A 26840-nucleotide genomic window follows, 5' to 3' on the forward strand; every position below is an offset into this window, starting at 1 on the left:
TCCAACAAGGATGCCCCTCGAGAGGGCTTCGGCGTAGGGCCGACCGGCCGGTGTTTTGTGTCCGCTCACACTGGCACCGCGCCACATCCGTGTTGAAACCGTTGAAGGCATTGTGGGCGAATTAAGATAGGTTCGCGGTAACAAAGTGTTTCAGGTTGTAACGCCCGTCAGATAAGGCTCTGCGGCGCTTTTTGCCATCCTGAGCGTTTCGCGCAAGTCATTTTTACCGCTATTTTTCGCGGCTGTTTGACAGCCTTGACGGCAACTCGGGCACGAGGATTCGAATTGCATGAAGGAAGGCCCACGGTATGGGCCTTTTACGCACGACGCGCACCGTACAGAATTACCGGCTGCGCACATGCGCAATGCGTCGACATTGCGCTCGTGCGCGAAATGCAAACTTTGCCCGCCGCCTGTCATCCCATCTTCTGCAACTCATCGTAGCAATTCGAAGGGCCATAACAATGCGGCGCGATTCAACACCTCACTTCAGCCACTTGTCGGAGATTGCCTGATATTCGCCGCTCGCGCGCGCAAGGTGCAGCCACTGATCGACATACTGCTGGAACACCACGTCGCCGCGCGGCACCATCCACGCTTTCTCGCCGTATTGAAAGGGCTTGTCGGGATGCACCGAGCACAGGCCCGGGTTGAGCTTCTGCTGCAGCATGGTCTCGGAGGCGTCGGTCACCATCACGTCGGCTTTGCCCGCGAGGATCTGTTTGAAGATCGTCACGTTGTCCGGATACATGATGAGATTCGCGTGCGGCAAGAATTGCTTCGCGAAGCGCTCGTTCGTGCCGCCCGGATTCATGATCACGCGCACCGAAGGCTGGTTGATCTGCGCAACAGTCTGGTACTTCTTGACGTCTTCACATCGCACGATCGGCGTCTTGCCGTCGACCTGATAAGCCCCGGTAAAGAACGCGCGCTTCTGGCGTTCGAGTGTCGTGGAGACACCGCCCACCGCAACGTCGCATTTCGCGAGGAAGTCGTTCATGAGGTTCGACCACGACGTCTTCACGAACTCGGCGTTCACGCCCAGCGACTTCGCAAGCGACTGGGTCATGTCGATGTCGATGCCTTCGAACGTGCCGTCCTGCCGGTAGAAGGAGTAGGGCTTGTAGTCGCCGGTCGTGCAGGCGCGCAGCGTGCCGCGCGCGATGATTTCGTCGAGGCGCGAAGGGGCGGTGGCGGCCTGCGCACCGTTGGCGGGTGTGCCGGCGGACTGGCTCGTGGCGCACGCGCTCAGCAAAGCGGCGCTCACGATCGTCAGGCCGAGGACGGCTTTTTTCATCGTGTCTCCAGATCTGGTTTTGATTGATGTAATGTTTTGGAAAGCCGTCTGATGATAGTCCTCGCGTACGCGGCAGATAAGCGCGGACTTACCTGGGTAGGCAACGACCTATACTTCAGTGTCGTTGCACTGTTTGATCCCACCCATCAGCGGCATGGCGCGGCGCACGCTCCGGTAAAATGGCCGCTTGCTTCCGAACCTTGGCGCGACTTCGCGCATCCAGCACGTGGCCCACACTCTCCTGAACGACACCTTCCTGCGCGCGCTGCTGCGCCAGCCGACCGAGTACACGCCGATCTGGCTGATGCGCCAGGCAGGCCGCTATCTGCCCGAGTACAACGCCACGCGCAGCCGCGCTGGCAGCTTCCTCGGCCTCGCGAAGAATCCCGATTACGCGACCGAGGTCACGCTGCAGCCGCTCGAGCGCTATCCGCTCGACGCCGCGATCCTGTTCTCCGACATCCTCACGATTCCGGACGCGATGGGCCTCGGCCTCTCGTTCCAGGCGGGCGAAGGGCCGAAGTTCGCGCACCCCGTGCGCACTGAAGAAGACGTGGCGCGACTCGCCGTGCCGGATATCGACGCGACGCTCGGCTACGTGACCGACGCCGTGCGCGAAATTCGCCGCGCGCTCACCAATGCAGAAGGGCGCCAGCGCGTGCCGCTGATCGGCTTTTCGGGCAGCCCGTGGACGCTTGCCTGCTACATGGTCGAGGGCGGCGGCTCGGACGACTTCCGCACCGTGAAGTCGATGCTGTACGCGCGCCCGGACCTCATGCAGCGCATTCTCGAAGTCAACGCGCAGGCAGTGGCGGCCTATCTGAACGCGCAGATCGAAGCCGGTGCGCAGGCCGTGATGATTTTCGACACCTGGGGCGGCGCGCTCGCGGACGGCGCGTATCAGCGCTTCTCGCTCGCGTACATCGCGCAGGTGGTGGCGCAGCTCAAGCGCGAGCACGATGGCGAGCGCGTGCCCGTGATCACGTTCACGAAGGGCGGCGGCCTCTGGCTCGACGAAATCGCCAATACGGGCGTGGACGCCGTTGGCCTCGACTGGACCGTCAACCTTGGCCGCGCGCGCGAGCGCGTGGGCGACCGCGTGGCGCTCCAGGGCAATCTCGACCCCACGGTGCTGTTCGCTTCGCCGGCCGCGATTCGCGAGCAGGCGCGCGCGGTACTGGACAGCTTTGGCGCGCACCCGGGTCACGTGTTCAACCTCGGCCACGGCATTTCGCAGTTCAGCCCGCCCGAAAGCGTGGCCGAACTCGTGGACGAAGTGCATCGTCACAGCCGCGCGCTTCGCGCGACCGGTGCGTGACTTTTTTGGTGCGTCGCAGCAAGCTGGGCTCCGGGCGTCAGGGTATGACCGGGCTCAAGAGGCCATCCAGACGCCATCGCGGTCCTGTCAAGACTTGACTTATACACACTTGCCTCGTTGCGGCGCGCAAGAGGGAAAGGTTGTCGCAGGCGCCCGCTTAGGTCTGAGCAGAATCAATCAGACCCTTGACAGACAAGGCTTTCGGCGCTCCACGGCGCTCTGTGCGGTATCCCACATAACGACCACGCGCGGGCGCACGCAGGCAGCGCTCGAGAAGTTCTCAACAAAGTTATCCACAGGCGCAGATTCGGGGGCGCGATTGTTCTGCGGAATCCAAAACTTAGCGCGAAATCTAAAGTATTACTTTAGGTTTGCGTGTCTGTGCGCTGGCGTACGGAACTTCCCTGGGAGCGAGACATGACAGGGCAGTACGTGCGCGTGGCGCTGGACCATCCACTGGATGCGCTCTACGACTATCGCTATGGCCTCGACTGTGCGCCCGAGCCCGGCATGCTCGTGCGCGTGCCGTTCGGGCGTCGCGACGTGGTCGGCCTGATCTGCGAAGTGAACGCTCACAGCGACGTGCCCGCGAACAAGCTCCGTGACGTGAGCGCGGTGTGCGCCGCCTGCCCTCCGCTTTCGGCGCAATGGCTCGCGCTGGCTGGCTTTGCCGCCGACTACTATCAGCGGGGCCTGGGCGAAGTTGCCTTGCCGGCGCTGCCGCAGGCGTTGCGCGATCCGTTGCGCTGGGCACGCCTGCTCGCCCCCGAGGAGCGCTACCGTCTGTCGCCGCAAGGGTGCGCCGCGCTGCCCGACGCCTTGCCGGCGCGCGCGCCGGCGCTGCGCCGTCTCGCGCAGGCGCTGGCCGATGCCGGCGAGCTCGACGCAGCCGCGGCCCGCGCGCTGCATCCCAAGGCGATTGCTACGCTCGAAGCCTGGCGCGACGCCGGCTGGGTCGAGCATGAAAGCATCGAGTTCGGCGCGGCCGCAAGCGTGACCAACAGCGCCGCGGAGACGACCGCCGTGGTGGAAGTCCCGCGCCTGAGCGACGAGCAGGCCGACGCCGTGGAAGCCATTGGCGCGGCGGGCGGCTTCGCGCCCTTCCTGTTGCACGGCGTGACGGGCAGCGGCAAGACCGAGGTCTATCTGCGCGCGCTCGCGGCGCTGCTCGAGCGCGACCCGGGCGCCCAGGCGCTCGTGCTAGTCCCGGAAATCAATCTCACGCCGCAGTTCGAGGCGGCCTTTCGCACGCGCTTCGCGGCCACGCTCGCCGATGAGGCCATCGTCACGCTTCACAGCGGCCTCGCGGAGGGCGAGCGCGCCCGCAACTGGCTCGCGGCGCACACGGGCCGCGCGCGCATCGTGCTCGGCACGCGGCTCGCGGTGCTGGCCTCGCTGCCGCGTCTCGCGATGCTCGTGGTCGACGAGGAGCACGACCCCGCCTACAAACAGCAGGAAGGGCTGCGCTACTCGGCGCGCGACCTCGCGGTATGGCGTGCCAAGCAGCTGGGCGTGCCGGTCGTGCTGGGTTCGGCCACGCCGTCGCTCGAAAGCTGGTGGCAGGCCGAGCAGGGCCGCTACACGCGCCTCACGCTCTCGCGCCGCGCGATTGCCGACGCGGTGCTGCCCACCGTCAAGCTGATCGATCTCGAAGAGGAGCGCCGGCGCGGCCGCGCTTCGTTCGAAGGGCTCTCGGGGCCTTTGGTCGCGGCGATGAAGGCGCGTCTCGAGCGCGGCGAGCAGAGCCTCGTGTTCCTGAACCGTCGCGGTTACGCGCCCACGCTCGCGTGCGACGCCTGCGGCTGGGTGGCGGGCTGCCCGCGCTGCAGCGCGTACGTCGTGCTGCACAAGCCCGAGCGCGCGCTGCGCTGCCATCACTGCGGCTGGGAATCGCGCATTCCGCATTCGTGCCCCGAGTGCGGCAACGTCGACATCGCGCCGATGGGGCGCGGCACGCAGCGCATCGAGGAGGCGCTCGCGAGCGCGGTGCCGGGCGCGCGGGTGCTGCGCATCGACGCCGACAGCACGCGCCGCAAGGGCAGCGCGCAGGCACTTTTCTCCGACGTGCACGCGGGCGAAGTCGACATCCTGGTGGGCACGCAGATGATCGCGAAGGGGCACGACTTCCAGCGCGTGTCGCTCGTTGGCGTGCTGAACGCCGACAATGCGCTCTTTTCACATGATTTCCGGGCCGGCGAGCGCCTGTTCGCGCAGTTGATGCAGGTGAGCGGGCGGGCGGGGCGCGCCGGACTGGCCGGCGAGGTGCTCGTGCAGACGCGCTATCCGCGCCACGCGCTCTATCACGCCCTGGCGCGCCAGGACTATGTGGGGTTTGCGAATACGCAGGTCGCGGAGCGGCGCGATGCGCACCTGCCGCCGTTCGTCTATCAGGCGTTATTGCGCGCCGAAGGGCGCACGCTGGAGGCGGCGTTGGCGTTTCTCGCCCAGGCCGCAGCGGCGCTCACCGCGATTCCAGGCGCCGAGCGTGTCATGGCCTACGACGCGGTGCCGCTCACCATCGTGAAGGTGATGAACGTGCATCGCGCGCAACTGCTCGTGGAAAGCCAGTCGCGTGCCGCGCTGCAGGCAACGCTGCGCGCGTGGCAGCCCGCGCTGCGCGCGTTGCGCGGCGTGCTGCGCTGGAATCTCGAAGTCGATCCGCTCGACATCTAGCAGCGGACAGCAGCCGGCCTGGCCCCGTTGCCGCAACAGCGGGGCCACCTGGCATCAACTTCCCGTTTCCTGCCTCACTGGCCGACGGTATCGGCCACGTCCCTGCGCGCCGCGCGCTTCAAGCTCATGCGGCGTTCATCCGGCGCCGTCGCGCCGCGCATGAACAGCACGGCGCACATGGCGCACATCGTCCAGATCCCTGCGATTACCAGCAGCTTTTCCATTTTCCGGTCCCTACGCTCTTTCTTGTGATCAACAACCCCCGCTCTGTTTGTATAACGGCACGGCCGCGGAATCGATTAGGGTTGTCCAGCGTGTTGTTGGGCCAGGGAAAATACCGAGCGCAACCCGCGTGGCCCGGTGGGCGGACGTCGGCCGCAAACCCAGGCTGCACAAGGCCTCAACCATGGTGCAACCATTTTGATAGAGTGGTTGCACCTTTTTATTGGTAGGGTTACGATTCGCCAACTTTTTGGTCACCGCCGGTGCGGGTCTGCCGGCATACGAAGGAAACATGGCTAGCACCACACTTGGCGTCAAGGTCGACGACCTCCTCCGCTCCCGCCTCAAGGACGCCGCCACGCGGCTCGAGCGCACGCCGCACTGGCTCATCAAGCAAGCCATCTTTGCCTATCTCGAGAAAATCGAGCACGGCCAGCTGCCTCCGGAACTCAAGGGCCATGTTGGTGCGACCGATCTCGCCGAAGGTGCTACCACCGACGACGACGAAGCGGCATCGCACCCGTTCCTCGAATTCGCGCAAAACGTGCAACCGCAGTCGGTGCTGCGCGCGGCCATCACGGCCGCGTACCGCCGTCCGGAGCCGGAGTGCGTGCCGTTCCTGATCGGCGAAGGGCGCCTGCCGGCCAACCTCACGGGCGACGTGACGAAGCTCGCCACAAAGCTCGTGGAAACGCTGCGCGCGAAGGGCACCGGCGGCGGTGTGGAAGGGCTGATTCACGAGTTTTCGCTGTCCAGCCAGGAAGGCGTGGCGCTGATGTGCCTCGCCGAAGCGCTGCTGCGCATTCCCGACCGCGCCACGCGCGACGCGCTCATCCGCGACAAGATCAGCAAGGGCGACTGGAAATCGCACGTGGGCCACGCGCCGTCGCTGTTCGTGAACGCCGCCACGTGGGGCCTCATGATCACCGGCAAGCTCGTCACGACGAACAGCGAAACCGGTCTGTCGTCGGCGCTCACGCGCATGATCGGCAAGGGCGGCGAGCCGCTGATCCGCAAGGGCGTGGACATGGCCATGCGCCTGATGGGCGAGCAGTTCGTCACGGGCGAGAACATCTCCGAAGCGCTGGCCAACAGCCGCAAGTTCGAAGCACGCGGTTTCCGCTACTCGTACGACATGCTCGGCGAAGCCGCCACGACGGAAGCCGATGCCCAGCGCTACTACGCCTCGTACGAGCAGGCGATCCACGCCATCGGCAAGGCCGCGGGAGGCCGCGGCATCTACGAAGGCCCGGGCATCTCGATCAAGCTCTCCGCGCTGCACCCGCGCTACTCGCGCGCGCAGCAGGAACGCACGATGGGCGAGCTGCTGCCGCGCGTGCGCGCACTCGCCGTGCTCGCTCGCCGCTATGACATCGGCCTCAATATCGACGCCGAAGAAGCCGACCGCCTCGAACTCTCGCTCGACCTGCTCGAAGCGCTCTGCTTCGATCCGGAACTCGCGGGCTGGAACGGCATTGGCTTCGTGGTGCAGGCTTACCAGAAGCGCTGCCCGTTCGTGATCGACTACATCGTCGATCTCGCGCGCCGCAGCCGTCACCGCATCATGGTGCGCCTCGTGAAGGGCGCCTACTGGGATACGGAAATCAAGCGCGCCCAGGTGGATGGCCTCGAAGGCTACCCGGTGTACACGCGCAAGATCTACACGGACGTGTCGTACCTCGCCTGCGCGAAGAAGCTGCTCGGCGCGCCGGATGCCGTGTATCCGCAGTTCGCCACGCACAACGCGTACACGCTCTCGGCGATCTATCACCTCGCGGGCCAGAACTACTATCCCGGCCAGTACGAATTCCAGTGCCTGCACGGCATGGGCGAGCCGCTGTACGAAGAGGTCACGGGCCCGCTCTCGCAGGGCAAGCTCAACCGTCCGTGCCGCGTCTACGCGCCGGTCGGCACGCATGAAACGCTGCTCGCGTATCTCGTGCGGCGTCTGCTCGAAAACGGCGCGAACACGTCGTTCGTGAACCGCATCGCCGATGCGTCCGTGCCGGTCGCGGAACTGGTCACGAACCCCATCGACGACGCCGCCAAGGTCGTGCCGCTCGGCGCGCCGCATGCGAAGATTCCGCTGCCGCGCGAGCTGTACGGCAGCGAGCGCTTCAATTCGATGGGCCTCGATCTCTCGAACGAGCATCGTCTCGCGTCGCTTTCGTCGGCGCTGCTGGCGAGCGCGCATCATCCGTGGCGCGCCGCGCCGATGCTCGCGGACAGCGATATCGCAGACAGCGCTGCACGCGACGTGCGCAACCCCGCCGATCATCGCGATCTCGTCGGGACCGTGGCGGAAGCCACGAGCGAGCACGTGAGCGCCGCGCTCTCGCACGCCGTGGCCGCCGCGCCGATCTGGCAGGCCACGCCCGTCGAAGCGCGCGCCGATTGCCTCGCACGCGCCGCCGATCTGCTCGAAGCGCAAATGCATACGCTGATGGGCCTGATCGTGCGCGAAGCGGGCAAGTCGCTGGCGAACGCCGTGGCCGAAATCCGCGAAGCGATCGACTTCCTGCGCTACTACTCCACGCAGATCCGCGACGAGTTCTCGAACGACACGCATCGCCCGCTCGGCCCCGTGGTGTGTATCAGCCCGTGGAACTTCCCGCTTGCGATCTTCATGGGCCAGGTGGCGGCCGCGCTCGCAGCCGGCAACACGGTGCTCGCGAAGCCCGCTGAACAAACGCCGCTGATCGCCGCGCAAGCCGTGCGCATCCTGCGCGAAGCCGGCGTGCCGGCGGGCGCGGTGCAACTGCTGCCGGGCAACGGCGAAACTGTGGGCGCGGCGCTCGTCGCCGATCACCGCACGCGCGCCGTGATGTTCACGGGCTCGACCGAAGTCGCGCGCCTCATCAACAAGACGCTGTCCGAGCGCCTCGACTCCGAAGGCCGCCCGATTCCGCTGATCGCCGAAACCGGCGGCCAGAACGCGATGATCGTCGATTCGTCGGCGCTCGCGGAGCAGGTCGTGGCCGACGTGCTGCAAAGCGCGTTCGACTCCGCCGGCCAGCGCTGTTCCGCGCTGCGCGTGCTGTGCCTGCAGGACGACGTGGCGGACCGCACGCTCGAAATGCTCACGGGCGCGATGAAGGAACTCGCGGTGGGTAACCCCGACCGCCTCTCGACCGACGTCGGCCCCGTGATCGACATCGACGCGAAGCGCGGTATCGATACGCACGTCGCCGGCATGCGCGAAAAGGGCCGCAAGGTCCAGCAGATGCCGACGCCCGACACCTGCGCGCAAGGCACGTTCGTGCCGCCCACGCTCATCGAGCTCGACAGCCTCGACGAACTCAAGCGCGAAGTGTTCGGCCCGGTGCTGCACGTGGTGCGCTATCGCCGCAGCCAGCTCGACAAGCTGCTCGAGCAGATCCGCGCAACGGGCTACGGCCTCACCCTCGGCATTCACACGCGTATCGACGAAACGATCGCGCACGTGATCGGCCGCGCGCACGTGGGCAACATCTACGTGAACCGCAACGTGATCGGCGCGGTGGTGGGCGTGCAGCCGTTCGGCGGCGAAGGCCTCTCGGGCACGGGTCCGAAGGCGGGTGGCGCGCTGTATCTTTCGCGCTTGCTAGCGAAGCGTCCAGCTGGTTTGCCGAAGTCGCTCGCCGATGTGCTCGTCGTCGATGCGCCGCAAGCTGCTGAAGGCAACAACGGCGCGCCGCAATCGGCACAGTCTGCGCTTACGACGCTGCGTGACTGGCTCATCGCCGAGCGCGAGCCCGCGCTCGCGGCACGCTGCGACGGCTACCTCGAATACGTGCTCGCGGGCGCCACGGCGGTTCTGCCGGGCCCGACGGGCGAGCGCAACACCTACACGCTTTCGGCGCGCGGCACGGTGCTGTGCGTGTCCTCGACGGCCACGGGCGCCCGCGCGCAACTCGCCGTTGCGCTCGCAACGGGCAACCGCGCGCTGTTCCAGGGCGCGGCGGGCGAAGCGCTGGTGAGCGCGTTGCCTGCGGCACTGAAGGCGCACGTGGCGATCAAGAAGACGGCGGATGCCGACTTCGACGCAGTCCTCTTCGAAGGCGACAGCGACGAGCTGCTCGCACTCGTGAAGGAAGTGGCCAAGCGTCCTGGTCCGATCGTCTCGGTGCAGGGCGTGGCAGCGCACGCGCTCGCCAACGGCGACGAAGATTACGCTCTCGAACGACTGCTCGCGGAACGTTCGGTCAGCGTGAATACGGCAGCAGCAGGCGGTAATGCAAATTTGATGACGATCGGTTAAGCACAAGCGATACTGTCGGTCGTCTCAAGACAAGGAAGCGGCAAGGCCCATAGAAACCGAAGCCGCTCGTTTGATACCTGGTACCAAGGAGAAGCAATGCAACACACGATGAAGCAGCTGGCAGGCGCGACGCTTGTTGCCGCCCTGTCGCTGGCGGGGACTGCGCACGCACAACAAGCCGATGACGTGAAGATCGGTTTCGCCGGTCCGATGACGGGTGCGCAGGCGCACTATGGCAAGGACTTCCAGAACGGCATCACGCTCGCAGTCGAAGACATGAACGCGACGAAGCCCGTGATCGGCGGCAAGCCGGTTCACTTCGTGCTCGACTCGGCCGACGATCAGGCCGACCCGCGCACGGGCACGACGGTCGCGCAGAAGCTCGTCGACGACGGCATCAAGGGCATGCTCGGTCACTTCAACTCGGGCACGACGATTCCGGCTTCGCGTATCTACGCGAACGCAGGCATCCCGCAGATCGCCATGGCGACGGCGCCTGAGTACACGCAGCAAGGCTTCAAGACGACGTTCCGCATGATGACCTCGGACACGCAGCAGGGTTCGGTGGCAGGCACGTTCGCAGTGAAGAGCCTCGGCATGAAGAAGATCGTCGTGATCGACGACCGCACGGCCTACGGCCAGGGTCTCGCCGACGAATTCTCGAAGGCTGCGAAGGCTGCGGGCGGCAACATCATCGACCGTGAATACACCAACGACAAGGCCGTCGACTTCAAGTCGGTCCTGACGAAGGCGAAAGCGATGAACCCCGACCTGGTCTATTTCGGCGGCGCGGATTCGCAAGCGGCACCGATGGTCAAGCAGATGAAGTCGCTGGGCATCAAGGCCCCGCTGATGGGCGGCGAAATGGTGCACACGCCGACCTTCCTGCAGATCGCGGGTGACGCGGCGAACGGTACGGTGGCGTCGCTCGCCGGCCTGCCGCTCGACCAGATGCCGGGTGGCAAGGACTACGTCGCGAAGTACAAGAAGCGCTTCGGCGAAGACGTGCAGACGTACTCGCCGTACGCCTACGACGGCGCAATGGCGATGTTCGACGCGATGAAGAAGGCCAACTCGACGGATCCGGCGAAGTACCTGCCGTTCCTCGCGAAGACCAGCATGCAGGCGGTCACGACGTCGGACCTCGCGTACGACACGCGCGGCGACCTGAAGAACGGCGGCATCACGCTGTACAAGGTTGTCGACGGCAAGTGGACGACGCTGCAAAGCGTGGGCGGCAAGTAAGCGCCTGAGCTTCAGGGAAGTAAAAAGCCCCGCAGAATCGAAAGATCTGCGGGGCTTTTGATTGTGCGCTCGCAATTGCTCATCCAGCGTAAAAGGTGGGCTTGTTCAGGATTCCTTTTCAGTCATTCTCCGCGCATTTTCCTGCCTGCATCGCGAATCTGTTCGAGCGTGGCCGCAGGCGTGCTTGCTTCCTTCGTCACACGGATCTCGATCAGCGCGGGCTTGCCTGCCGTGAGCGCACGCTCCAGCGCGGGGGCGAATTGCGCCGTGGTCGTGACGACTTCGCCGTGCGCGCCGAACGACTGCGCAAATGCCGCGAAGTCGGGGTTCGTGAGCTGCGTGCCGTGCACGCGGTTCGGATAGTGGCGCTCCTGATGCATGCGGATCGTGCCGTAGTGCGCGTTGTTCACGACGATGAACACGACATTCAGGCCGTACTGCATCGCCGTGGCGAGTTCCGACGAAGCCATCATGAAGCAGCCGTCGCCCGCGAGAGCGACCACGGTGCGCGAGGGGTAGAGCGACTTCGCGGCGATCGCGGCGGGCACGCCGTAGCCCATCGCGCCGCTCGTGGGCGCGAGCTGCGAACGGAAGTGGCGGTAGGCGAAATGGCGATGCAGCCACGTTGCGTAATTGCCCGCGCCGTTCGTGACGATCGCGTCGTCGGGCAGGCGCGCGCGCAGTTGCTGCATGACTTCGCCGAGTTGCACGTCGCCGGGCATCGGCAGCGGCTTGCGCCATGCGTGCCACGCCTCGTGCGCTTCAGCGGCGCTGCCGGCCCACGCGGGTTGAGCGGGAGCGGGCAGTTCTGCGAGCAGCGCTGCGAATTCCACGAGGCCCGAAACGATCGGCAGATCGGCTGCATAGACGCGGCCGAGTTCCTCCGCGCCCTGATGTACGTGAATGAGTATTTGCTTCGTTTTGGGAATGTCGAATAGCGTGTAGCCGCCCGTCGTCGATTCGCCCAGGCGCGGACCGAGTGCGAGCAGCACGTCGGCTTCGCGGATGCGCTTCGCGAGCGCGGGATTTACGCCGAGACCCACGTCGCCCGCGTAGTTGGGGTGGTCGTTGTTGAGCGTGTCCTGAAAGCGGAACGCGAGGCCGACCGGCAATTGCCAGTTCTCGACGAAGCGCTGGAAGTCCGCACAGGCCTGCGGGTTCCAGCCATGGCCGCCCCCAATCACGAACGGCTTCTTCGCACCCGCGAGCAATGCGCGCACGCGCTCCATCTGCGCGGCGGAAGGCGACGCCTGCACGCGTTGCGCGGGCGGCGCGATGGGTTGCGCTTCGGACGCGGGAATCTCGCCGCTCAGCATGTCTTCGGGCAGCGCGAGCACGACCGGACCCGGCCGTCCCGACATCGCGACATGGAACGCGTGGCTCAGGTATTCGGGCACGCGGCGCGCGTCGTCGATCTGCGCGACCCACTTCGCCATCTGGCCGAACATGCGTCGATAATCGATTTCCTGGAACGCCTCGCGGTCCATCTGCTCGCGCGCGACCTGGCCGATCAAGAGGATCATCGGCGTGGAGTCCTGGAACGCCGTGTGCACGCCAATCGAGGCATGCGTGGCGCCTGGCCCGCGCGTGACGAGCGCGACGCCCGGCCTGCCCGTGAGCTTGCCGATCGCTTCCGCCATGTTCGCCGCCGCCGCCTCGTGACGGCACACCACGGTTTCGATCTTCGTGGTTTCGTCGGACAACGAATCGAGCACCGCGAGATAGCTTTCGCCCGGTACGCAGAACACGCGCTCGACGCCGTTGGCGACGAGTGCATCGACGACGAGGCGAGCCCCGGTCGTGGTGGCTTCGGTGGTGGCGGATGCGTTCGGCTGCTGCATGGCGGTCAAGTCTCCTTCAATCGTTACGTGATTACGTTCAGATGCGTCAGGCAAGGCGACAGCGCTTCAACGAATCAGCACTCGACGATGTTCACCGCGAGGCCGCCGCGCGAGGTCTCCTTGTACTTCGTCTTCATGTCGGCACCGGTCTCGCGCATCGTCTTGATGACGGAGTCGAGCGAGACGTAATGCGCGCCGTCTCCGCGCAGCGCCATGCGCGCGGCGTTCACGGCTTTCACCGAAGCCATGGCGTTGCGTTCGATGCAGGGAATCTGCACCATGCCGCCCACGGGGTCGCAGGTGAGGCCGAGGTTGTGCTCCATGCCGATTTCGGCGGCGTTTTCCACTTGCAGCGGCGTGCCGCCCAGCACGGCGGCGAGCGCGCCCGCGGCCATCGAGCAGGCCACGCCCACTTCGCCCTGGCAGCCCACTTCGGCGCCCGAAATCGACGCGTTGAGCTTGTAGAGAATGCCGATGGCGGCTGCGGTGAGCAGGAAGTCGATCACGCCCTGTTCGTTCGCGCCCGGCGTGAAGCGCACGTAGTAGTGGAGCACGGCGGGGATGATGCCGGCCGCGCCGTTGGTCGGCGCGGTCACCACGCGCGCGCCCGCGGCGTTTTCCTCGTTCACGGCGATCGCGTACAGGTTGATCCAGTCGATCATCGAGAGCAGGTCTTGCAGCGCGCGCTCGGGGTTGCTGGTCAGCGCGCGGTAGAGTTGCGGCGCGCGGCGCTTCACGGCGAAGGGGCCGGGCAGCGTGCCGTCGGCGTCGGGATTGTTGATGCCGCAACCGCGCGACACACACGACTGCATCACGTTCCAGATGCGCAGGAGACCTGAGCGGATCTGCTCGTCGCTGTGCCAGACGCGCTCGTTTTCGAGCATCAGCTGCGCGATGCTCTTGCCCGTCGAGGCGCACAGCGCGAGCATCTCCGCGCCCGTGGTGAACGGATTCGGCAATTGCTGCGCGGCGGCGAGCACCTTCGTGTTCGGCGCGCCGGCCGTGACGACGAAGCCGCCGCCCACCGAGAGGTAGGTGCTTTCGCGCAGCGTATCGCCGTTCGCGTCGAGCGCGCGCAGCTTCATGCCGTTCGGGTGTTCGGGTAGCGCCTGGCGATAGAACGCCACGTGCTCCTTCGGAACGAACGTAATGGGATGGCGGCCGAGCAGCGCGAGCTGGCGCGAGGTGCGCACGGCTTCGAGACGCTCGCTGATGGTGTCGGGATCGACGGTGTCGGGTGCGTCGCCCATGAGGCCCAGCATGACCCCGCGGTCGGTGCCGTGGCCCTTGCCGGTGGCGCCGAGCGAGCCGTACAGCTCGACCTTCACGGCGGCGGTGCTCGCGAGCAGGCCGTCGCGCTCGAGTCCCTCGGCGAACATCAGGGCCGCGCGCATCGGCCCGACCGTGTGCGAGCTGGAGGGCCCGATGCCGACTTTGAAGAGATCGAAAACGCTTACTGCCATGGTACTGCTCCTGCTTGTCTGACGTTGGTTGGTGGGGATGCGGCGCGATTCGCGGCATCGTTATTTCCGTGCCGCCGCCGCAACCCGCGCGCTTTTTACCGCGCCGGCAACGGCAGACAGACAGCGAGCCACGCGGGCGGCGTGGGCGCGAGTTTCAGCGCGACTGGCGCAAAGCGGCCGTCGAGTCGCGCCGCGAGATGAAACAGTTCGGCGGCGTTTTTCGGGTCCCACTGGCCGGTGTAGCCCGGCAGGCCCGCTTCGCGCCGCTTCGCGTCGAACGGTACGTTCGAATGCACGAATTCCTCGTGCGTCTTCTGGCCGAGCGCATAGGGCGTGAGCCAGTCGAGCGCGTTGGCGAGCGTAGTGCCGTTGGCCGCGCGCTCGGTCAGCCAGTTGCGGTTGTGGCGGCGCGCGGCGAGTGCGGCGGTCACGAGCGGCTGCAAATCGTAGGTCACGTAGTGCAGCGCGTCGCGCTCGGAAAAGTCGAGTGTCGAGCCGTCGGGCGCGACGTTGTCGCCGAGATGCTCCACGAAAAGCCGCTGCGCCGTCGCGATCATCTTGCGGTTGTCGAGCGTGAACGCGATCATCGCTATCAGTTTGACCCGATGGCTCTGCCAGTTGTTCGCGAAATTTCCCTTGAGCGGGCGCGGCTGCGCGTCGATCTGCGCGATATAGCCGGTCGCGAAGCTGTTCAGGAACTGCATGGTCGCGTTGCGCGTTTTCACGGGCAGCGCGCTCGCGGTCAAGTCGTAGGCGAGTATCAGCCCTTCGAAACGCGTTTCGTCGATGGGATTGAAGCTCGGCTTGTACGTGGTGACCCACGCCAGCAGAAAGCGGTCCACGAGCTTCAGGAAGCGCTCGTCGCTCGTCGCGCGCCACGCGAGCGCGGCGTTGCGCATGAGGTCCAGTTCCTTCGCGGCCTCGACGCTCTGATCGTAGATGCCCTCGTGCGGCAGCGTGCCCTCGGTGTGCAGGCGCGGCAGCGGACGCGGCGTGTCGTTCACGTGCGTCAGCACCTCGGCCACGAGCGCCTTCACGCCCGGATCGGAGTTGGTGCGCTCGCTCGATTGCAGCGCGGGTGCCGCGCAGAGGTTCATGGCCGCGTGGGCCGTGCCGGCGAAAGTGCCGGTGAAGGTGGCGCAGGCCAGCGCCAGCGCGGCGGCAAGGCTTTGTGGGCGGCTTTGCAGCGCACCGCGCGCGTGCCGGGTCTGCCGGACCGAATTCCGCGTTGCGGCATGCGGTAAGTCCCGCACCGAGTCCCGCAATGGAACCATTCGCACCTTCCGCGCCATGCGCGACTCCCTGATTCAAGGCTGACAGGTGTGTGATGTTAGCGGTTTGCGGCGGCAAATGTGAGGGGGATGACCGCCGCTGCATTACCCGAAGATAACGCGGCGGCTTCGCGCGGCTTACTCGCCGGCCGTTTCGTCGGCATGCTCGCCCGAATATTCACTCATGGGCACGCACGAGCAGAACAGGTTGCGGTCGCCGTAAGCGTTGTCGGCGCGGCCGACCGGCGGCCAGTACTTGCGCGCGACGAGCGATGCGACCGGGTAGGCGGCCTGCTCGCGCGAGTAGGCGTGCTTCCAGTCGTCGGCGACCACCACGGCGGCCGTGTGCGGCGCGTGGCGCAGCGGGTTGTCCTCCTTGTCCGCGCGGCCATCTTCCACGGCGCGGATTTCCTCGCGGATGGCGACCATCGCGTCGATGAAGCGGTCGAGTTCCTCCTTCGACTCCGACTCGGTCGGCTCGACCATCAGCGTGCCCGGCACCGGGAAGCTCATGGTCGGGGCGTGGAAGCCGTAGTCCATCAGGCGCTTGGCGACGTCGTCCACGGTGATGCCGCTTGCATCCTTGATGGGGCGCAGGTCGAGAATGCACTCGTGAGCGACGAGCCCGCCCGGGCCGCTGTAGAGCACCGGGAAGTGCGGCGCGAGCTTGTTCGCCACGTAGTTGGCGTTGAGGATCGCGTTTTCGGTCGCAGCGGTCAGGTTGGCCGCGCCCATCATGGCGATGTACATCCACGAGATCGGCAGGATCGAGGCCGAGCCGTAAGGCGCCGCGCTCACCGCGCCGATGCCGTGATCGTCGCGCTTGTAGCCCGACGAAAGCTGGTTCGGCAGGAATTGCGCGAGGTGCGCGCCCACCGCGACCGGACCGACGCCCGGGCCGCCACCGCCGTGCGGAATGCAGAAGGTCTTGTGCAGGTTCAGGTGCGAGACGTCGCCGCCGAACTGGCCCGGCGCCGCCAGACCCACCATGGCGTTCATGTTCGCGCCGTCCACGTACACCTGGCCACCCGCCGCGTGCACGATCTCGCAGACTTCGCGCACGTTCTCTTCGAACACGCCGTGCGTGGACGGATACGTGATCATGATCGCCGCGAGCTTCGCCGCATGCTGCCCGGCCTTGGCCTCGAGGTCGGCGAGATCGATGTTGCCTTGCGCGTCGCACGCTACGACCACGACCTGCATGCCGGCCATTTGCGCCGATGCGGGGTTCGTGCCGTGCGCCGAAGCGGGAATCAGGCAGACGTTGCGATGCGCTTCGCCGCGCGAGGCGTGGTACGCCTGGATGATGAGCAGACCCGCGTACTCGCCCTGCGAGCCCGCATTCGGCTGCAGCGAAACGGCGGCGTAGCCCGTTGCGGCCACGAGCATCTGTTCGAGCTGATCGACCATCTCGCGATAGCCAACCGTCTGCTCGGCAGGCGCGAACGGGTGGATGCGCCCGAACTCGGGCCACGTGACCGGCAGCATTTCCGAGGTCGCGTTGAGCTTCATCGTGCACGAGCCGAGCGGGATCATCGAGCGGTCGAGCGCGAGGTCCTTGTCGGAGAGGCTGCGCAGGTAGCGCAGCATTTCCGTTTCCGAATGGTGACGGTTGAACACCGGATGCGTGAGGTACGCGCTTTCGCGCACCAGCGCGGCCGGGAACGTCAAAGCGGCGCGTTGCGTGAGTTCGGCGTCGAGCTTGTCGACCGAAGGCGTTTCGCCGGCGAACGCGGCTTGCGCGAACACGGCGAGCAGATCGGCCAGATCGGCGCGCGAGGTCGTTTCGTCGACGGACACACCCACACGCGTCTCGCTCACGTGGCGCAGGTTCATGCCGCGCGCGAGCGCCGCGTCGTGCAGCGCCTGGGTACGGGGGCCGGCTTCGAACGTGAGCGTGTCGAAGAACGCTTCGGTCACGAGCGTGTAGCCAAGCTGCTTCGCGCCCGCGGCGAGGATCGCGGCGACGCGGTTCACGCGCTGCGCGATGCGCTTCAAGCCTTGCGGGCCGTGGTAGACGGCGTACATGCTCGCCATGATCGCGAGCAGCGCCTGCGCCGTGCAGACGTTCGAGGTCGCCTTTTCGCGACGGATGTGCTGTTCGCGCGTTTGCAGCGCGAGGCGCAGCGCCGGGTTGCCTTGCGCGTCGACGGTCACGCCGACGAGACGGCCCGGCATCTGGCGCTTGAATTCGTCCTTCACCGCGAGGTAGGCGGCGTGCGGGCCGCCGAAGCCCATCGGCACGCCGAAGCGCTGCGAGTTGCCCACGGCTACGTCCGCGCCCCATTCGCCCGGCGGCGTGAGGACGGTGAGTGCGAGCAGGTCGGCGGCGGCGATCACCGCGCCGCCGGCTGCGTGCACGGCTTGCGCAAGTGCGCGGTAATCGCGCACATCGCCGTTGACGCCCGGATATTGCAGCAGCACGCCAAAGGCGCCTGTGGTTTTGGCAACTTCGGCCGCCTCAGCGGCCGGACCGACCTTCACCTCGATGCCGATCGGCTTGGCGCGCGTCTTCACGACTTCGATGGTCTGCGCCAGCACGTCGTCGGCGACGAAGAACACGTTCGACTTCGACTTGCCCACGCGCTGCACGAGCGTCATGGCTTCGGCGGCGGCGGTGGCTTCGTCGAGCAGCGACGCGTTCGAGATCGCGAGGCCTGTCAAGTCGGTGATCATTTGCTGAAAGTTCAGCAGGGCTTCGAGGCGGCCCTGCGAGATTTCCGGCTGATACGGCGTGTACGCGGTGTACCACGCCGGATTTTCGAGCACGTTGCGCAGGATGACGGCCGGCGTGTGCGTGTCGTAGTAGCCCTGCCCGATATACGAGCGGAACACCTGATTCTTGTCCGCGAGCGCGCGCAGGGCGGCGAGCGCCTCGGCTTCCGAGCGCGGCTGCGAGAACGGCCCGAGTGGCAGTGTCTCGTTGCGGCGGATCTTGGCCGGAATCACCGCATCGATCAGCGCGGCGCGCGAGGCGAAGCCGAGCGCGTCGAGCATCGCCTGCTGGTCGGCCGTGTCGGGGCCGATGTGGCGGGCAGCGAAGGCGTCGTGCGCTTCAAGTGCAGCAAGCGAGAGCGGGGAGTTCATCAGACGATCCGGGTGTTCGAGCTTCATAGGGATTCCTGCGGGCGCGGGCGGCGTTCTGAGCGCGCCGCCGCGCCGTGGCGGTTGAGGCGAGGTTGCGAATTAAGCGCCGATCGCCTTTTCGTAAGCTGCGGCGTCGATCAGCGAGTCGAGCTTGGCGTCGGCGGCGGGCTTGATCTTGAAGAGCCACGACTCGTACGGCGCGCCATTCACCTGGTCGGGCGTGTCGACGAGCGACGTGTTCGCTTCGATGATTTCGCCTGCGACCGGCGCGTAGATGTCCGAGGCGGCCTTGACCGACTCGATCACGGCCACGGCGTCGCCGGCGGTGACCGCGCGGCCCGCTTCGGGCAGTTCGAGGAAGACGATGTCGCCGAGCGCTTCCTGCGCGTGGTCGGTGATGCCGATGGTCAGCGTGCCGTCGGCTTCGGTGCGGATCCACTCGTGCGATTCGGTGTATTTCAGATCGGCCGGGATGCTCATGGTTGCTCCAGTGCGTGGTTCGGTTTTTGTTGCTCGAAAAGGGGAGGGCGTGCGCGCTAGCAGGATCCTCGCGGATCAGGCGGCGAGCACCTTGCCGTTGCGCACGAACGGCAGTTTTACCACGCTTGCGGGAAGGGCTTTGTCACGGATTTGCACCTGCACGATATCGCCCGGCTGCACGCCCTGCGGCACGCGCGCGAAGGCGATCGATTCCTGCATGCTCGGCGAAAACGTGCCGCTCGTGATCTCGCCTTCGCCGTGCGGCGTGAGCACTTTCTGGTGCGCGCGCAGCACGCCGCCGGCCTTGCCGTTTTCCTTCTGCAGGATCAGGCCGACGAAGGCCGAACGCGAGCCGTTCGCCTCCAGCGCCGGGCGGCCGACGAAGTCGCGCGGTTCCTTCATGTCGACCGTCCAGGCGAGGCCGGCGTCGAGCGGCGAGACGCCGTCGTCCATGTCCTGGCCGTAGAGGTTCATGCCCGCTTCGAGGCGCAGCGTGTCGCGCGCGCCGAGGCCACAGGGCTTCACGCCCTGGCGCTGCAGGGCGTCCCAAAGTTCGCAGACGGCGGCGGCGGGCACCACGATTTCGAAGCCGTCTTCGCCGGTGTAGCCCGTGCGCGCGATCATCAGCTCGCCGAACGGCGTGGCTTCGACCTTTGCGGCGTTGAAGGGTTTGAGAACTTCAGTGGCGCTGCGCGACGAGGGCGCGACCTGCCAGACCTTTTCGCGCGCGTTCGGGCCCTGCACGGCGACGATCGCGAGATCGCGGCGCGGCGTGATGGTGAGGCCGAAGCCGCCTTCGGCATTGAGCTTCTCGAACCAGGCGATGTCTTTCTCGGCCGTGCCGGCGTTGACGACGGTGCGGAACTGGTCGTCGGCGAAGAAGTAGACGATCAGGTCGTCGATCACGCCGCCTTCGGGGTTCAGCATGCACGAGTAGAGAGCGCGGCCCGGCGTGGTGAGCTTGGCGACGTTGTTGGCGAGCGCGCGGGAGAAGAACTCGCGCGCCTTCGGGCCCGAAAAGTCGACGACGCACATGTGCGAGACGTCGAACATGCCGGCGTCGGTGCGCACGGCGCGATGCTCGTCGATCTGCGAGCCGTAGTTGACGGGCATGTCCCAGCCGCCGAAGTCGACCATGCGGGCGTTCAGCGCGCGGTGCGTGTCGTTCAGCGGGGTGCGTTTGAGTTCGGTCATGGGGCCTCAGGCGGTCGCGAAAATTCGCGCGAAAACGAAAAAGGCCATGCAGGAAGCGCCGCAGGCACGATGCCCGTGGTCGGTTCTTGCATGGCCCCTCTGTCCTCGGTACCTGAGAGATTGCGCCGTTGCCGCTGGCGCGCGCCCCTTCGGTGGGCAGCCTGAACGCGTGGGGGTTACGATCCGCCGCCGCCCGTTCTACTGCCGCTCTCCAGAGTTGCGGACTGTGTGCTGCTTCGCGTTATCTCGCGCAAAAAAGCGCAAACGCAGCGAATCAGCGGTCCGGCGCGCACGGTCCTTTTGCCTGAGAGTTTGTGGGTTGCCCCTTCGGCGGCGCCGGTTGCACTAGCAAAAACAAGCTGAGGCAAACGGCGCGCTCTCCCGGCGCGCGCAGCGATTGTGCGCGACGCCTCGGGGCTATGTCAATGCGGAAAAATTCTGCCCGCAGCGCGGCCAACGGGCCGCGAGGCTCGCTGGTATGAGCTTGCGCGGATCCGCAGCGCGCCATGCATAGCGCCGGGGAAAACGGGGACGGTTCCTGGCGGCCGTGAGGCGCAGCACGGACCGCGAGCGCGCGGTCCGTGCCGAGAGGCAAATGCGCGTAGCGCTTACTCGCCGATGGCACGAGCGGCCGTGTCGAGTTCCTGGTTCAGCACGCGCTGCTCGTCGGGCGAGATGCCGCCGCCGTGCTGCGCGGCCATGTCGTGCGCTTCGCCGCGGATCGTGTCGAGGCGGTGATGGAGCGCGCCGCCCTGGGGCGGCGGGTAATAGCCCTGGCTCACGCGCATGTCGATGCGATGGCCCAGGTTGTCGATGCGGCCGTCGACCTGATGCAGGCGATCGACGGCGACCTCGTGCGGATTCGGGCCGGGCGGGGGCGGCGGAGCGGGGCGCGACGCCGGCTGGTTGACCACGCACGCGGCGAGGGTCGAGACGAGCGCGCCAGCGGCGATCAGGCGTAGAGCGTGGGTGTAGCGGGTCATTCAGACTCTCCTTTGTCTTGTCGTTGCTGCCTTTTTTGTCCTGCATGTCCACAAACGTCTGGCGATTGCCGCGTGATGACCCCGCTGCGGCAACCAGATGTAACCATTTGTATGGACCTTTCAGCGGTGTCGGCGCAATGCAAGGTCGACGCCGCAGCCGAAAGCGCGCGCCGGCGCGCTCAGGACCGGCGCACGAACGCCAGCGTGCGGCCTTCCTGCGCGCTTTGCATGGCGAGTTCGATGAGCGTCATGACGTCGATGGCGTCCTGCGGGCTCACCGGGAACGGCTTGTCTTCGCGGATCGCCGCGGCAAGCGCGCGGTACAGATCGGCGTAATTGCCCGCGGCGTTGGGCACGTCGAGATCGGCTTCCTGGCCGTCGTCGCGCAGCACATGCAGGCGGCCCGACTCGTTGCCCGCGCCGAAACCGGGCTGACCGGGGCGCAGGCCGTCCTTGAGCTGATCTTCCTGGGTGTCGAGCCCGTTCTTCAGATAGCTGCCGCGCGTGCCGTGAATTGCGAAGCGCGGCGCGTACGCGGCGAGCGCGCTGGCGTGCAGCACGGCGTCGTGGTGCGGGTAGCGCAGCACGAGGTGCGCGTAATCCGGCGCACTCGCGTTTTCGCGCCGCGTGTGAACGAACGCGGTGATCGACTCGGGTGCGCCGAAGAGCGCGAGCGTCTGGTCGATCAGATGCGGGCCGAGATCGTAGAGCAGGCCGCCGCCGCGCGTGGCGTCTTCGCGCCAGCGCTGTTTCACTTGCGGGCGGAAGCGGTCGAAGTGCGATTCGTAATGCGTGATGCGTCCGAGTTCGCCGCGGTCGATCAGCTCGCGAACGGTGAGGAAATCGCCGTCCCAGCGACGGTTGTGGAACGGCGCGAACACGAGGCCGCGCTGCTTCGCGATGGCTGCGAGCGTGCGTGCTTCCTCGGCAGTGAGCGTGACCGGCTTGTCGACCAACACGTGCTTGCCGCGCTCGAGTGTGCGGCGCGCGAGGTCGTAGTGCGTGTCGTTGGGCGTGGCGATCACGACGCATTCGATGGCGTCGATCGAGAGCAGCGCGTCGAGGTCGGGCACGATCGCGGCGTCGGGATAGTCGGCCTGGGCGCGTTCGGCCTGACTCGTGGCGATGGCGGCGAGCTGCGCGGCGCCGCTATGCGCGATCACGGGGGCGTGGAAGGTCTGGCCGGCGAAGCCGTAGCCCATCAGGCCGATTTGCAGCGGTTGCGATGCAGTCATTTAGCGCGTCCTCTTTCCAGCGAGTGCGGGTGGCGGGAGCCCGTCATTGTGGCACGGCGCGTATAACGTGCGGAACGAGGCGAGGGGCGGATGAGCTGCGGAGAGAGGAACATCGGGGGCGGCATCGGCGTATTGCTGCGCCGTGTTAACATCGCACCTCCCGCGTGAGAGGCCGCTGCGACGTACGCACGCCTCGCGCCGTGCGGCGTCACGAAAGGCCAAGCGCCCCGCCCGCACGCCTCCCAGCCGTACCACCCGTTTTCCCAATCCAGCAACGATGTCCGCAGGCCTCAATTCCGCCCAAAACGAAGCGGTGCGCTATCTCGACGGGCCCTGTCTCGTGCTCGCCGGCGCGGGCAGCGGCAAGACGCGTGTCATCACGCAGAAGATCGCGCACCTCATCGAAGCGAAAGGCTTCGAGCCGCGCCATATCGCCGCCGTCACCTTCACCAACAAGGCCGCCGCCGAAATGCGCGAGCGCGTGGGCAAGCTGCTCGAAGGCAAGACGCTCACCACGCCCGGCAAGGAAGGCCGCAAGGTGCCGACCAACCAGCTGACGGTCTGCACGTTCCACTCGCTGGGCGTGCAGATCCTGCGCCAGGAGGCGGAGCACCTGGGCCTGAAGCCCCAGTTCTCGATCATGGATGCCGACGACTGCTTCGCCATGATCCAGGAGCAGGTGGGCTCGACGGACAAAGGCTTCATCCGCAAGATCCAGTCGATCGTCTCGCTCTGGAAGAACGGTCTCGTCATGCCCGAGGAGGCGCTCGCCACGGCCTCGAACGAGGACGAGCACCAGGCGGCCATCGTCTACCGCAACTACATGGCGACGCTGCATGCCTATCAGGCGGTGGACTTCGACGACCTGATCCGGCTGCCTGCCGAGTTGTTCGCGAAGAACGAGCAGGTGCGCGACCGCTGGCAGAACAAGCTGCGCTATTTGCTCGTCGACGAGTACCAGGACACCAACGCCTGCCAGTACGAACTGCTGAAACTGCTGGCGGGCCCGCGGGCGGCGTTTACGGCCGTGGGCGACGACGATCAGGCCATCTACGGCTGGCGCGGCGCCACGCTCGAAAACCTCGCGCAACTCGGCAAGGACTTTCCGAAGCTGCACGTCATCAAGCTCGAGCAGAACTACCGCTCGACGGTGCGCATTCTCACGGCGGCGAACAACGTCATCGCGAACAATCCGAAGCTGTTCGAGAAGAAGCTTTGGTCCGAGCACGGCATGGGCGACACCATCACCGTGACGCCCTGCAACGACGAAGAACACGAGGCCGAATCGGTCGTGTTCCGGCTTTCGGCGCACAAGTTCGAGCGGCGCGCGCAGTTTCGCGACTACGCGATTCTGTATCGAGGCAACTTCCAGGCGCGCATCTTCGAACAGGTGCTGCGCCGCGAGCGCATTCCCTACGTGCTCTCGGGCGGCCAGTCGTTCTTCGACAAGGCCGAGATCAAGGACATCTGCGCTTACCTGCGCCTGATCGCCAATCACGACGACGATCCCGCGTTTATCCGCGCGATCACCACGCCGCGCCGTGGCGTGGGCAACACCACGCTCGAAGCGCTCGGCTCGTTCGCGGGGCAGGCGAAGGTGTCGCTGTTCGAGGCCGTGTACATGGGCGGCATCGAGGCGCGGCTCTCTGCGCGTCAGGTCGAGCCGATGCGCGTGTTCTGCGACTTCATGCAGCGCCTCGCCGAGCGCGCGGAAAAGGACCCGGCGACAGTCGTGCTCGACGACCTCATGGACGCGATTCACTACGAGGCGTATCTCTACGACGCCTTCGACGAGCGCCAGGCGCAGTCGAAGTGGCAGAACGTGCTCGAATTCCTGGAGTGGCTCAAGCGCAAGGGCACCAAGCCCGAGCAGGAGATCGGCGAAGACAGCGAGGCCACCGGTTACGACAACGCCGACGGCCTCGCCGACACCGGCAAGAACCTCATGGGCCTGATCCAGACCGTCGCGCTGATGTCGATGCTCGAAGGCAAGGAAGAGGATCCGGACGCCGTGCGGCTTTCGACCGTGCATGCTTCGAAGGGGCTGGAGTATCCGCACGTGTTCCTGGTGGGTGTGGAAGAGGGGATCATGCCGCACCGCGGCGGCTCGGAAGACGACGTGATCGACGAAGGGCGCATCGAGGAAGAGCGCCGCCTCATGTACGTGGCGATCACGCGTGCGCAGCGCAGCCTGCATCTGAACTGGTGCAAGAAGCGCAAGCGGGCGCGCGAGACGGTGGTGTGCGAGGCGTCGCGCTTCATTCCGGAGATGGGCCTGGACGACGCGCCGCCGCCGACCGCCGAAGAAGCGCCGATGACGCCGAAGGACCGGTTGGCGAGTTTGAAGGCGTTGTTGCAGAAGGGGTGATGACCCTGGCGTGCAGCGGGTGTTTGCTTTATTGGGACGCGGACGGCAGTAGAGTGAACGCCCCTGTCCTGCTCGCTGCCGCCGATGGAAGATCCATTGCTCCCGCATTACCGTCACGCGCTTGAAACGTATATCGACGCGAAGGACAACACGAAGCCCGCACGGATTCACGAAGCATTCGCGTCTGATGCGGAACTGACGTTCTCGCTGGCCACACCGAATATCGCGTTTCCGGCGCGTAGCGTCGGCGCGGAAGCGATCGCGAAGACGCTGGTCAGCGATTTTGGTGAGCGTTATTCGCGTTGCCGCACGTATTACCTTTGCGAAGCCGCTGCGCTCGTTGTGCGCGAGCGCACGATCGAAGTGCTGCCCTGGCTCGTCGTAATGCGCGAGGACGCGGTGGGCGCGCTGCGCATCGGTCACGGCACTTATCGCTGGACTTTCGATGCGAACGACATCGCGCCGCGCGTTTCGGCATTCCACATTCACATTGCCCGGATGGACGTGATCGACGACCCGGACGGTGCGCGGCTCGAGCGCCTGCAAGAGGGCTTGACCTATCCGTGGCTCGCTCCCGCCGAACTGGCTGCGCGTTACGGCGCGCTGGCCGGGGACGCTTCGGGTTCGTTCGCCTTTGCCCGCGATTTTGCGCGTCCCGTGCGCTGATGCGCGACCGCTTTTTCATCGACGGATACAAAAATCCCCGCGCCGTATCCCTACGGGCGGGGATTGTTACGCGCTTTGGCGCGCGTGGGGCGCTTACTTCGCCGCGCTGACCATGTAGTCGACGGCTGCCTTCACGTTGGCGTCTGAGGCGGTCGAGCCGCCTTTGGGTGGCATCTGGCCCTTGCCGTGCAGCGCGTAGTTGTAGACGGTGTCCATCGGGACCCCGAGGCGCGGCGCCCAGTCGGCCTTGTTGCCGAATTTCGGCGCGCCCAGCACACCCGCCGCGTGACACGCCTGGCAAACCTGCTGATAGAGCGCCTTGCCCGCCTGCGAGGCGTCGGCGCTCTGCGAGCCGCCACCAGCCGCGGGAGCGGACGAAGCCTGCGGGATGGCCGCGATCGCGGCTGCGGCAGCTTGGGCCTGGGCGGCGTTCGCATCGGCGGCCGACGCACCCGAGGCCGGTGCAGCGGCTGCCGCGCCCGAAGCCGCATTGGCTGCATTGGCCGCGCCTGGCGCGGGCTTGGGCGGATCCTGGAAGTTCGCGCCGGCGTGGTTCGCCATATAGGCGACGGCGAGGCCGATTTCGTAGTCGCTGTAGTCGTCGGGGCTCGTGCCGCCGCGCGGGGGCATCGCGCCCTTGCCGGAAAGCGCCGTTTTCCAGAGCGCGTCGAAGCCCTGCGCGATGCGCGGCGCCCAGTCGCCCGAGTTGCCGAACTTCGGCGCGCCGGCGGCGCCCGAGGCGTGACACGCCGAGCAGACAGCCTGGAAGACCTGCTCGCCGGTCTTGTACACGCGCGGCGCATTGGCGTCGCGCACGTTGATTTGCGCGACCGGCGCGATGCGCGCGGCGACCTGCTGGGTGGAGAGCTCGTCGGTGCCCGCGCCGGTGCGCGTCGTGTTGTCGACGTAGTAGACGAGCAGAATGATGATGACGATGGGAACGGCAAACCCGGCGATGACAGCGGCGATCAGCTGGCCGGGCGTTTTGATCGGGACTCCGTGGGGTGCTTCGCTCATGCTTGTCTCGACTCCCGTTGTTTTATGGTGAGCGGTACAGCAGGACGGCAATGGCCATGCGGCAGATCAAACACCGACGATTATAGACGGAAGGTTTTCCGGCTGGTGGGCGTGTGCGGACGTAGTTCAGCGGGCGTTTACCCGGAGCGGACTGGCGGCGGCTCGAGCTGTTGTGCCTATGTCGATGCGGCCCTTAATAGCCTGCGCGGTGGACGGTTTAACCGAAACCGGTTATTCTCT

Annotated in this window: 17 protein-coding genes and 2 riboswitches; of the genes, 6 read left to right on the plus strand and 11 right to left on the minus strand. The window is 66.3% G+C overall.

Annotated features, from left to right (window positions below; all coding sequences use genetic code 11):
* Positions 1-484: 484 nt before the first annotated feature.
* Entirely contained in the window at positions 485-1297 is an 813-nt protein-coding gene (locus M3I56_RS21605) for a transporter substrate-binding domain-containing protein (RefSeq protein WP_254355736.1), read from the minus strand.
* A 226-nt stretch (positions 1298-1523) separates the two neighbouring features.
* On the opposite strand from M3I56_RS21605, the gene hemE reads away from it, so the two are divergent.
* Both hemE and M3I56_RS21615 read left to right on the plus strand, forming a co-directional pair.
* Positions 1524-2615, plus strand: coding sequence for a uroporphyrinogen decarboxylase (hemE, locus tag M3I56_RS21610; protein ID WP_254355737.1), 1092 nt, complete (start codon positions 1524-1526; stop codon positions 2613-2615).
* 417 nt (positions 2616-3032) lie between these two features.
* Positions 3033-5288: a primosomal protein N' gene (locus tag M3I56_RS21615; RefSeq protein WP_254355738.1), complete on the plus strand. Its 2256-nt coding sequence runs from the start codon at positions 3033-3035 to the stop codon at positions 5286-5288.
* 74 nt (positions 5289-5362) lie between these two features.
* Here the strand turns inward: M3I56_RS21615 and M3I56_RS21620 are convergent, their stop codons facing one another.
* The gene (locus M3I56_RS21620; protein ID WP_254355739.1) at positions 5363-5512 is read right to left on the minus strand and encodes a hypothetical protein; all 150 of its coding nucleotides are present in this window, start codon (positions 5510-5512) and stop codon (positions 5363-5365) included.
* Positions 5513-5802: 290 nt separating this feature from the next.
* On the opposite strand from M3I56_RS21620, the gene putA reads away from it, so the two are divergent.
* Positions 5803-9750: a trifunctional transcriptional regulator/proline dehydrogenase/L-glutamate gamma-semialdehyde dehydrogenase gene (gene putA, locus M3I56_RS21625; RefSeq protein WP_254355740.1), complete on the plus strand. Its 3948-nt coding sequence runs from the start codon at positions 5803-5805 to the stop codon at positions 9748-9750.
* A gap of 96 nt (positions 9751-9846) precedes the next feature.
* Positions 9847-10995: a branched-chain amino acid ABC transporter substrate-binding protein gene (locus tag M3I56_RS21630; protein WP_254355741.1), complete on the plus strand. Its 1149-nt coding sequence runs from the start codon at positions 9847-9849 to the stop codon at positions 10993-10995.
* 122 nt (positions 10996-11117) lie between these two features.
* Here the strand turns inward: M3I56_RS21630 and M3I56_RS21635 are convergent, their stop codons facing one another.
* The 8 genes from M3I56_RS21635 to M3I56_RS21670 form a co-directional block, all read right to left on the minus strand.
* A complete protein-coding gene (locus tag M3I56_RS21635) occupies positions 11118-12836 on the minus strand; it encodes a thiamine pyrophosphate-binding protein (protein ID WP_254355742.1) in 1719 nt (572 codons plus the stop codon).
* Positions 12837-12910: 74 nt separating this feature from the next.
* On the minus strand, positions 12911-14299 hold the full coding sequence (locus tag M3I56_RS21640) for an L-serine ammonia-lyase (protein WP_254355743.1): 1389 nt from the start codon (positions 14297-14299) through the stop codon (positions 12911-12913).
* Between the two features lie 95 nt (positions 14300-14394).
* Positions 14395-15573 carry an alginate lyase family protein gene (locus M3I56_RS21645; protein WP_254355744.1) on the minus strand — a complete coding sequence of 393 codons (1179 nt, stop codon included), beginning with the start codon at positions 15571-15573 and terminating at the stop codon, positions 14395-14397.
* A 135-nt stretch (positions 15574-15708) separates the two neighbouring features.
* The gene (gcvP, locus tag M3I56_RS21650; RefSeq protein ID WP_254355745.1) at positions 15709-18684 is read right to left on the minus strand and encodes an aminomethyl-transferring glycine dehydrogenase; all 2976 of its coding nucleotides are present in this window, start codon (positions 18682-18684) and stop codon (positions 15709-15711) included.
* Positions 18685-18756: 72 nt separating this feature from the next.
* The gene (gcvH, locus tag M3I56_RS21655; protein ID WP_028203325.1) at positions 18757-19137 is read right to left on the minus strand and encodes a glycine cleavage system protein GcvH; all 381 of its coding nucleotides are present in this window, start codon (positions 19135-19137) and stop codon (positions 18757-18759) included.
* 75 nt (positions 19138-19212) lie between these two features.
* Positions 19213-20331, minus strand: coding sequence for a glycine cleavage system aminomethyltransferase GcvT (gcvT, locus tag M3I56_RS21660; protein ID WP_254355746.1), 1119 nt, complete (start codon positions 20329-20331; stop codon positions 19213-19215).
* An 89-nt stretch (positions 20332-20420) separates the two neighbouring features.
* Positions 20421-20556, minus strand: a riboswitch (glycine riboswitch).
* Positions 20557-20614: 58 nt separating this feature from the next.
* Positions 20615-20725: riboswitch (glycine riboswitch) on the minus strand.
* A gap of 214 nt (positions 20726-20939) precedes the next feature.
* The gene (locus M3I56_RS21665; protein ID WP_035512641.1) at positions 20940-21314 is read right to left on the minus strand and encodes a hypothetical protein; all 375 of its coding nucleotides are present in this window, start codon (positions 21312-21314) and stop codon (positions 20940-20942) included.
* A 179-nt stretch (positions 21315-21493) separates the two neighbouring features.
* Complete coding sequence (locus tag M3I56_RS21670; RefSeq protein ID WP_254355747.1) at positions 21494-22549, minus strand: oxidoreductase; 1056 nt, start codon at positions 22547-22549, stop codon at positions 21494-21496.
* Between the two features lie 277 nt (positions 22550-22826).
* Between M3I56_RS21670 and M3I56_RS21675 the strand changes: the two genes are divergently transcribed.
* Together M3I56_RS21675 and M3I56_RS21680 are read left to right on the plus strand one after the other, a co-directional pair.
* On the plus strand, positions 22827-24917 hold the full coding sequence (locus M3I56_RS21675) for a UvrD-helicase domain-containing protein (protein ID WP_254355748.1): 2091 nt from the start codon (positions 22827-22829) through the stop codon (positions 24915-24917).
* Positions 24918-25001: 84 nt separating this feature from the next.
* Positions 25002-25583, plus strand: coding sequence for a hypothetical protein (locus tag M3I56_RS21680; protein WP_254355749.1), 582 nt, complete (start codon positions 25002-25004; stop codon positions 25581-25583).
* A 93-nt stretch (positions 25584-25676) separates the two neighbouring features.
* Here M3I56_RS21680 and M3I56_RS21685 read toward each other — a convergent pair whose 3' ends face one another.
* A complete protein-coding gene (locus M3I56_RS21685) occupies positions 25677-26600 on the minus strand; it encodes a cytochrome c5 family protein (RefSeq protein ID WP_254355750.1) in 924 nt (307 codons plus the stop codon).
* Positions 26601-26840: the final 240 nt, after the last annotated feature.

Source organism: Paraburkholderia sp. CNPSo 3281, assembly GCF_024206515.1.
GTDB lineage: Bacteria > Pseudomonadota > Gammaproteobacteria > Burkholderiales > Burkholderiaceae > Paraburkholderia > Paraburkholderia nodosa.

Excerpts from the sequence above, each read along its gene's own strand:
- M3I56_RS21675 (WP_254355748.1), top strand. The coding sequence starts at position 22,827 with ATGTCCGCAGGCCTCAATTCCGCCCAAAACGAAGCGGTGCGCTATCTC.
- putA (WP_254355740.1), top strand. The coding sequence starts at position 5,803 with ATGGCTAGCACCACACTTGGCGTCAAGGTCGACGACCTCCTCCGCTCC.
- M3I56_RS21640 (WP_254355743.1), bottom strand. The coding sequence starts at position 14,299 with ATGGCAGTAAGCGTTTTCGATCTCTTCAAAGTCGGCATCGGGCCCTCC.
- M3I56_RS21665 (WP_035512641.1), bottom strand. The coding sequence starts at position 21,314 with ATGACCCGCTACACCCACGCTCTACGCCTGATCGCCGCTGGCGCGCTC.
- M3I56_RS21680 (WP_254355749.1), top strand. The coding sequence starts at position 25,002 with ATGGAAGATCCATTGCTCCCGCATTACCGTCACGCGCTTGAAACGTAT.
- M3I56_RS21615 (WP_254355738.1), top strand. The coding sequence starts at position 3,033 with ATGACAGGGCAGTACGTGCGCGTGGCGCTGGACCATCCACTGGATGCG.
- M3I56_RS21685 (WP_254355750.1), bottom strand. The coding sequence starts at position 26,600 with ATGAGCGAAGCACCCCACGGAGTCCCGATCAAAACGCCCGGCCAGCTG.
- gcvH (WP_028203325.1), bottom strand. The coding sequence starts at position 19,137 with ATGAGCATCCCGGCCGATCTGAAATACACCGAATCGCACGAGTGGATC.
- M3I56_RS21635 (WP_254355742.1), bottom strand. The coding sequence starts at position 12,836 with ATGCAGCAGCCGAACGCATCCGCCACCACCGAAGCCACCACGACCGGG.
- gcvT (WP_254355746.1), bottom strand. The coding sequence starts at position 20,331 with ATGACCGAACTCAAACGCACCCCGCTGAACGACACGCACCGCGCGCTG.
- M3I56_RS21605 (WP_254355736.1), bottom strand. The coding sequence starts at position 1,297 with ATGAAAAAAGCCGTCCTCGGCCTGACGATCGTGAGCGCCGCTTTGCTG.
- M3I56_RS21670 (WP_254355747.1), bottom strand. The coding sequence starts at position 22,549 with ATGACTGCATCGCAACCGCTGCAAATCGGCCTGATGGGCTACGGCTTC.
- M3I56_RS21620 (WP_254355739.1), bottom strand. The coding sequence starts at position 5,512 with ATGGAAAAGCTGCTGGTAATCGCAGGGATCTGGACGATGTGCGCCATG.
- M3I56_RS21645 (WP_254355744.1), bottom strand. The coding sequence starts at position 15,573 with ATGGTTCCATTGCGGGACTCGGTGCGGGACTTACCGCATGCCGCAACG.
- M3I56_RS21630 (WP_254355741.1), top strand. The coding sequence starts at position 9,847 with ATGCAACACACGATGAAGCAGCTGGCAGGCGCGACGCTTGTTGCCGCC.
- gcvP (WP_254355745.1), bottom strand. The coding sequence starts at position 18,684 with ATGAAGCTCGAACACCCGGATCGTCTGATGAACTCCCCGCTCTCGCTT.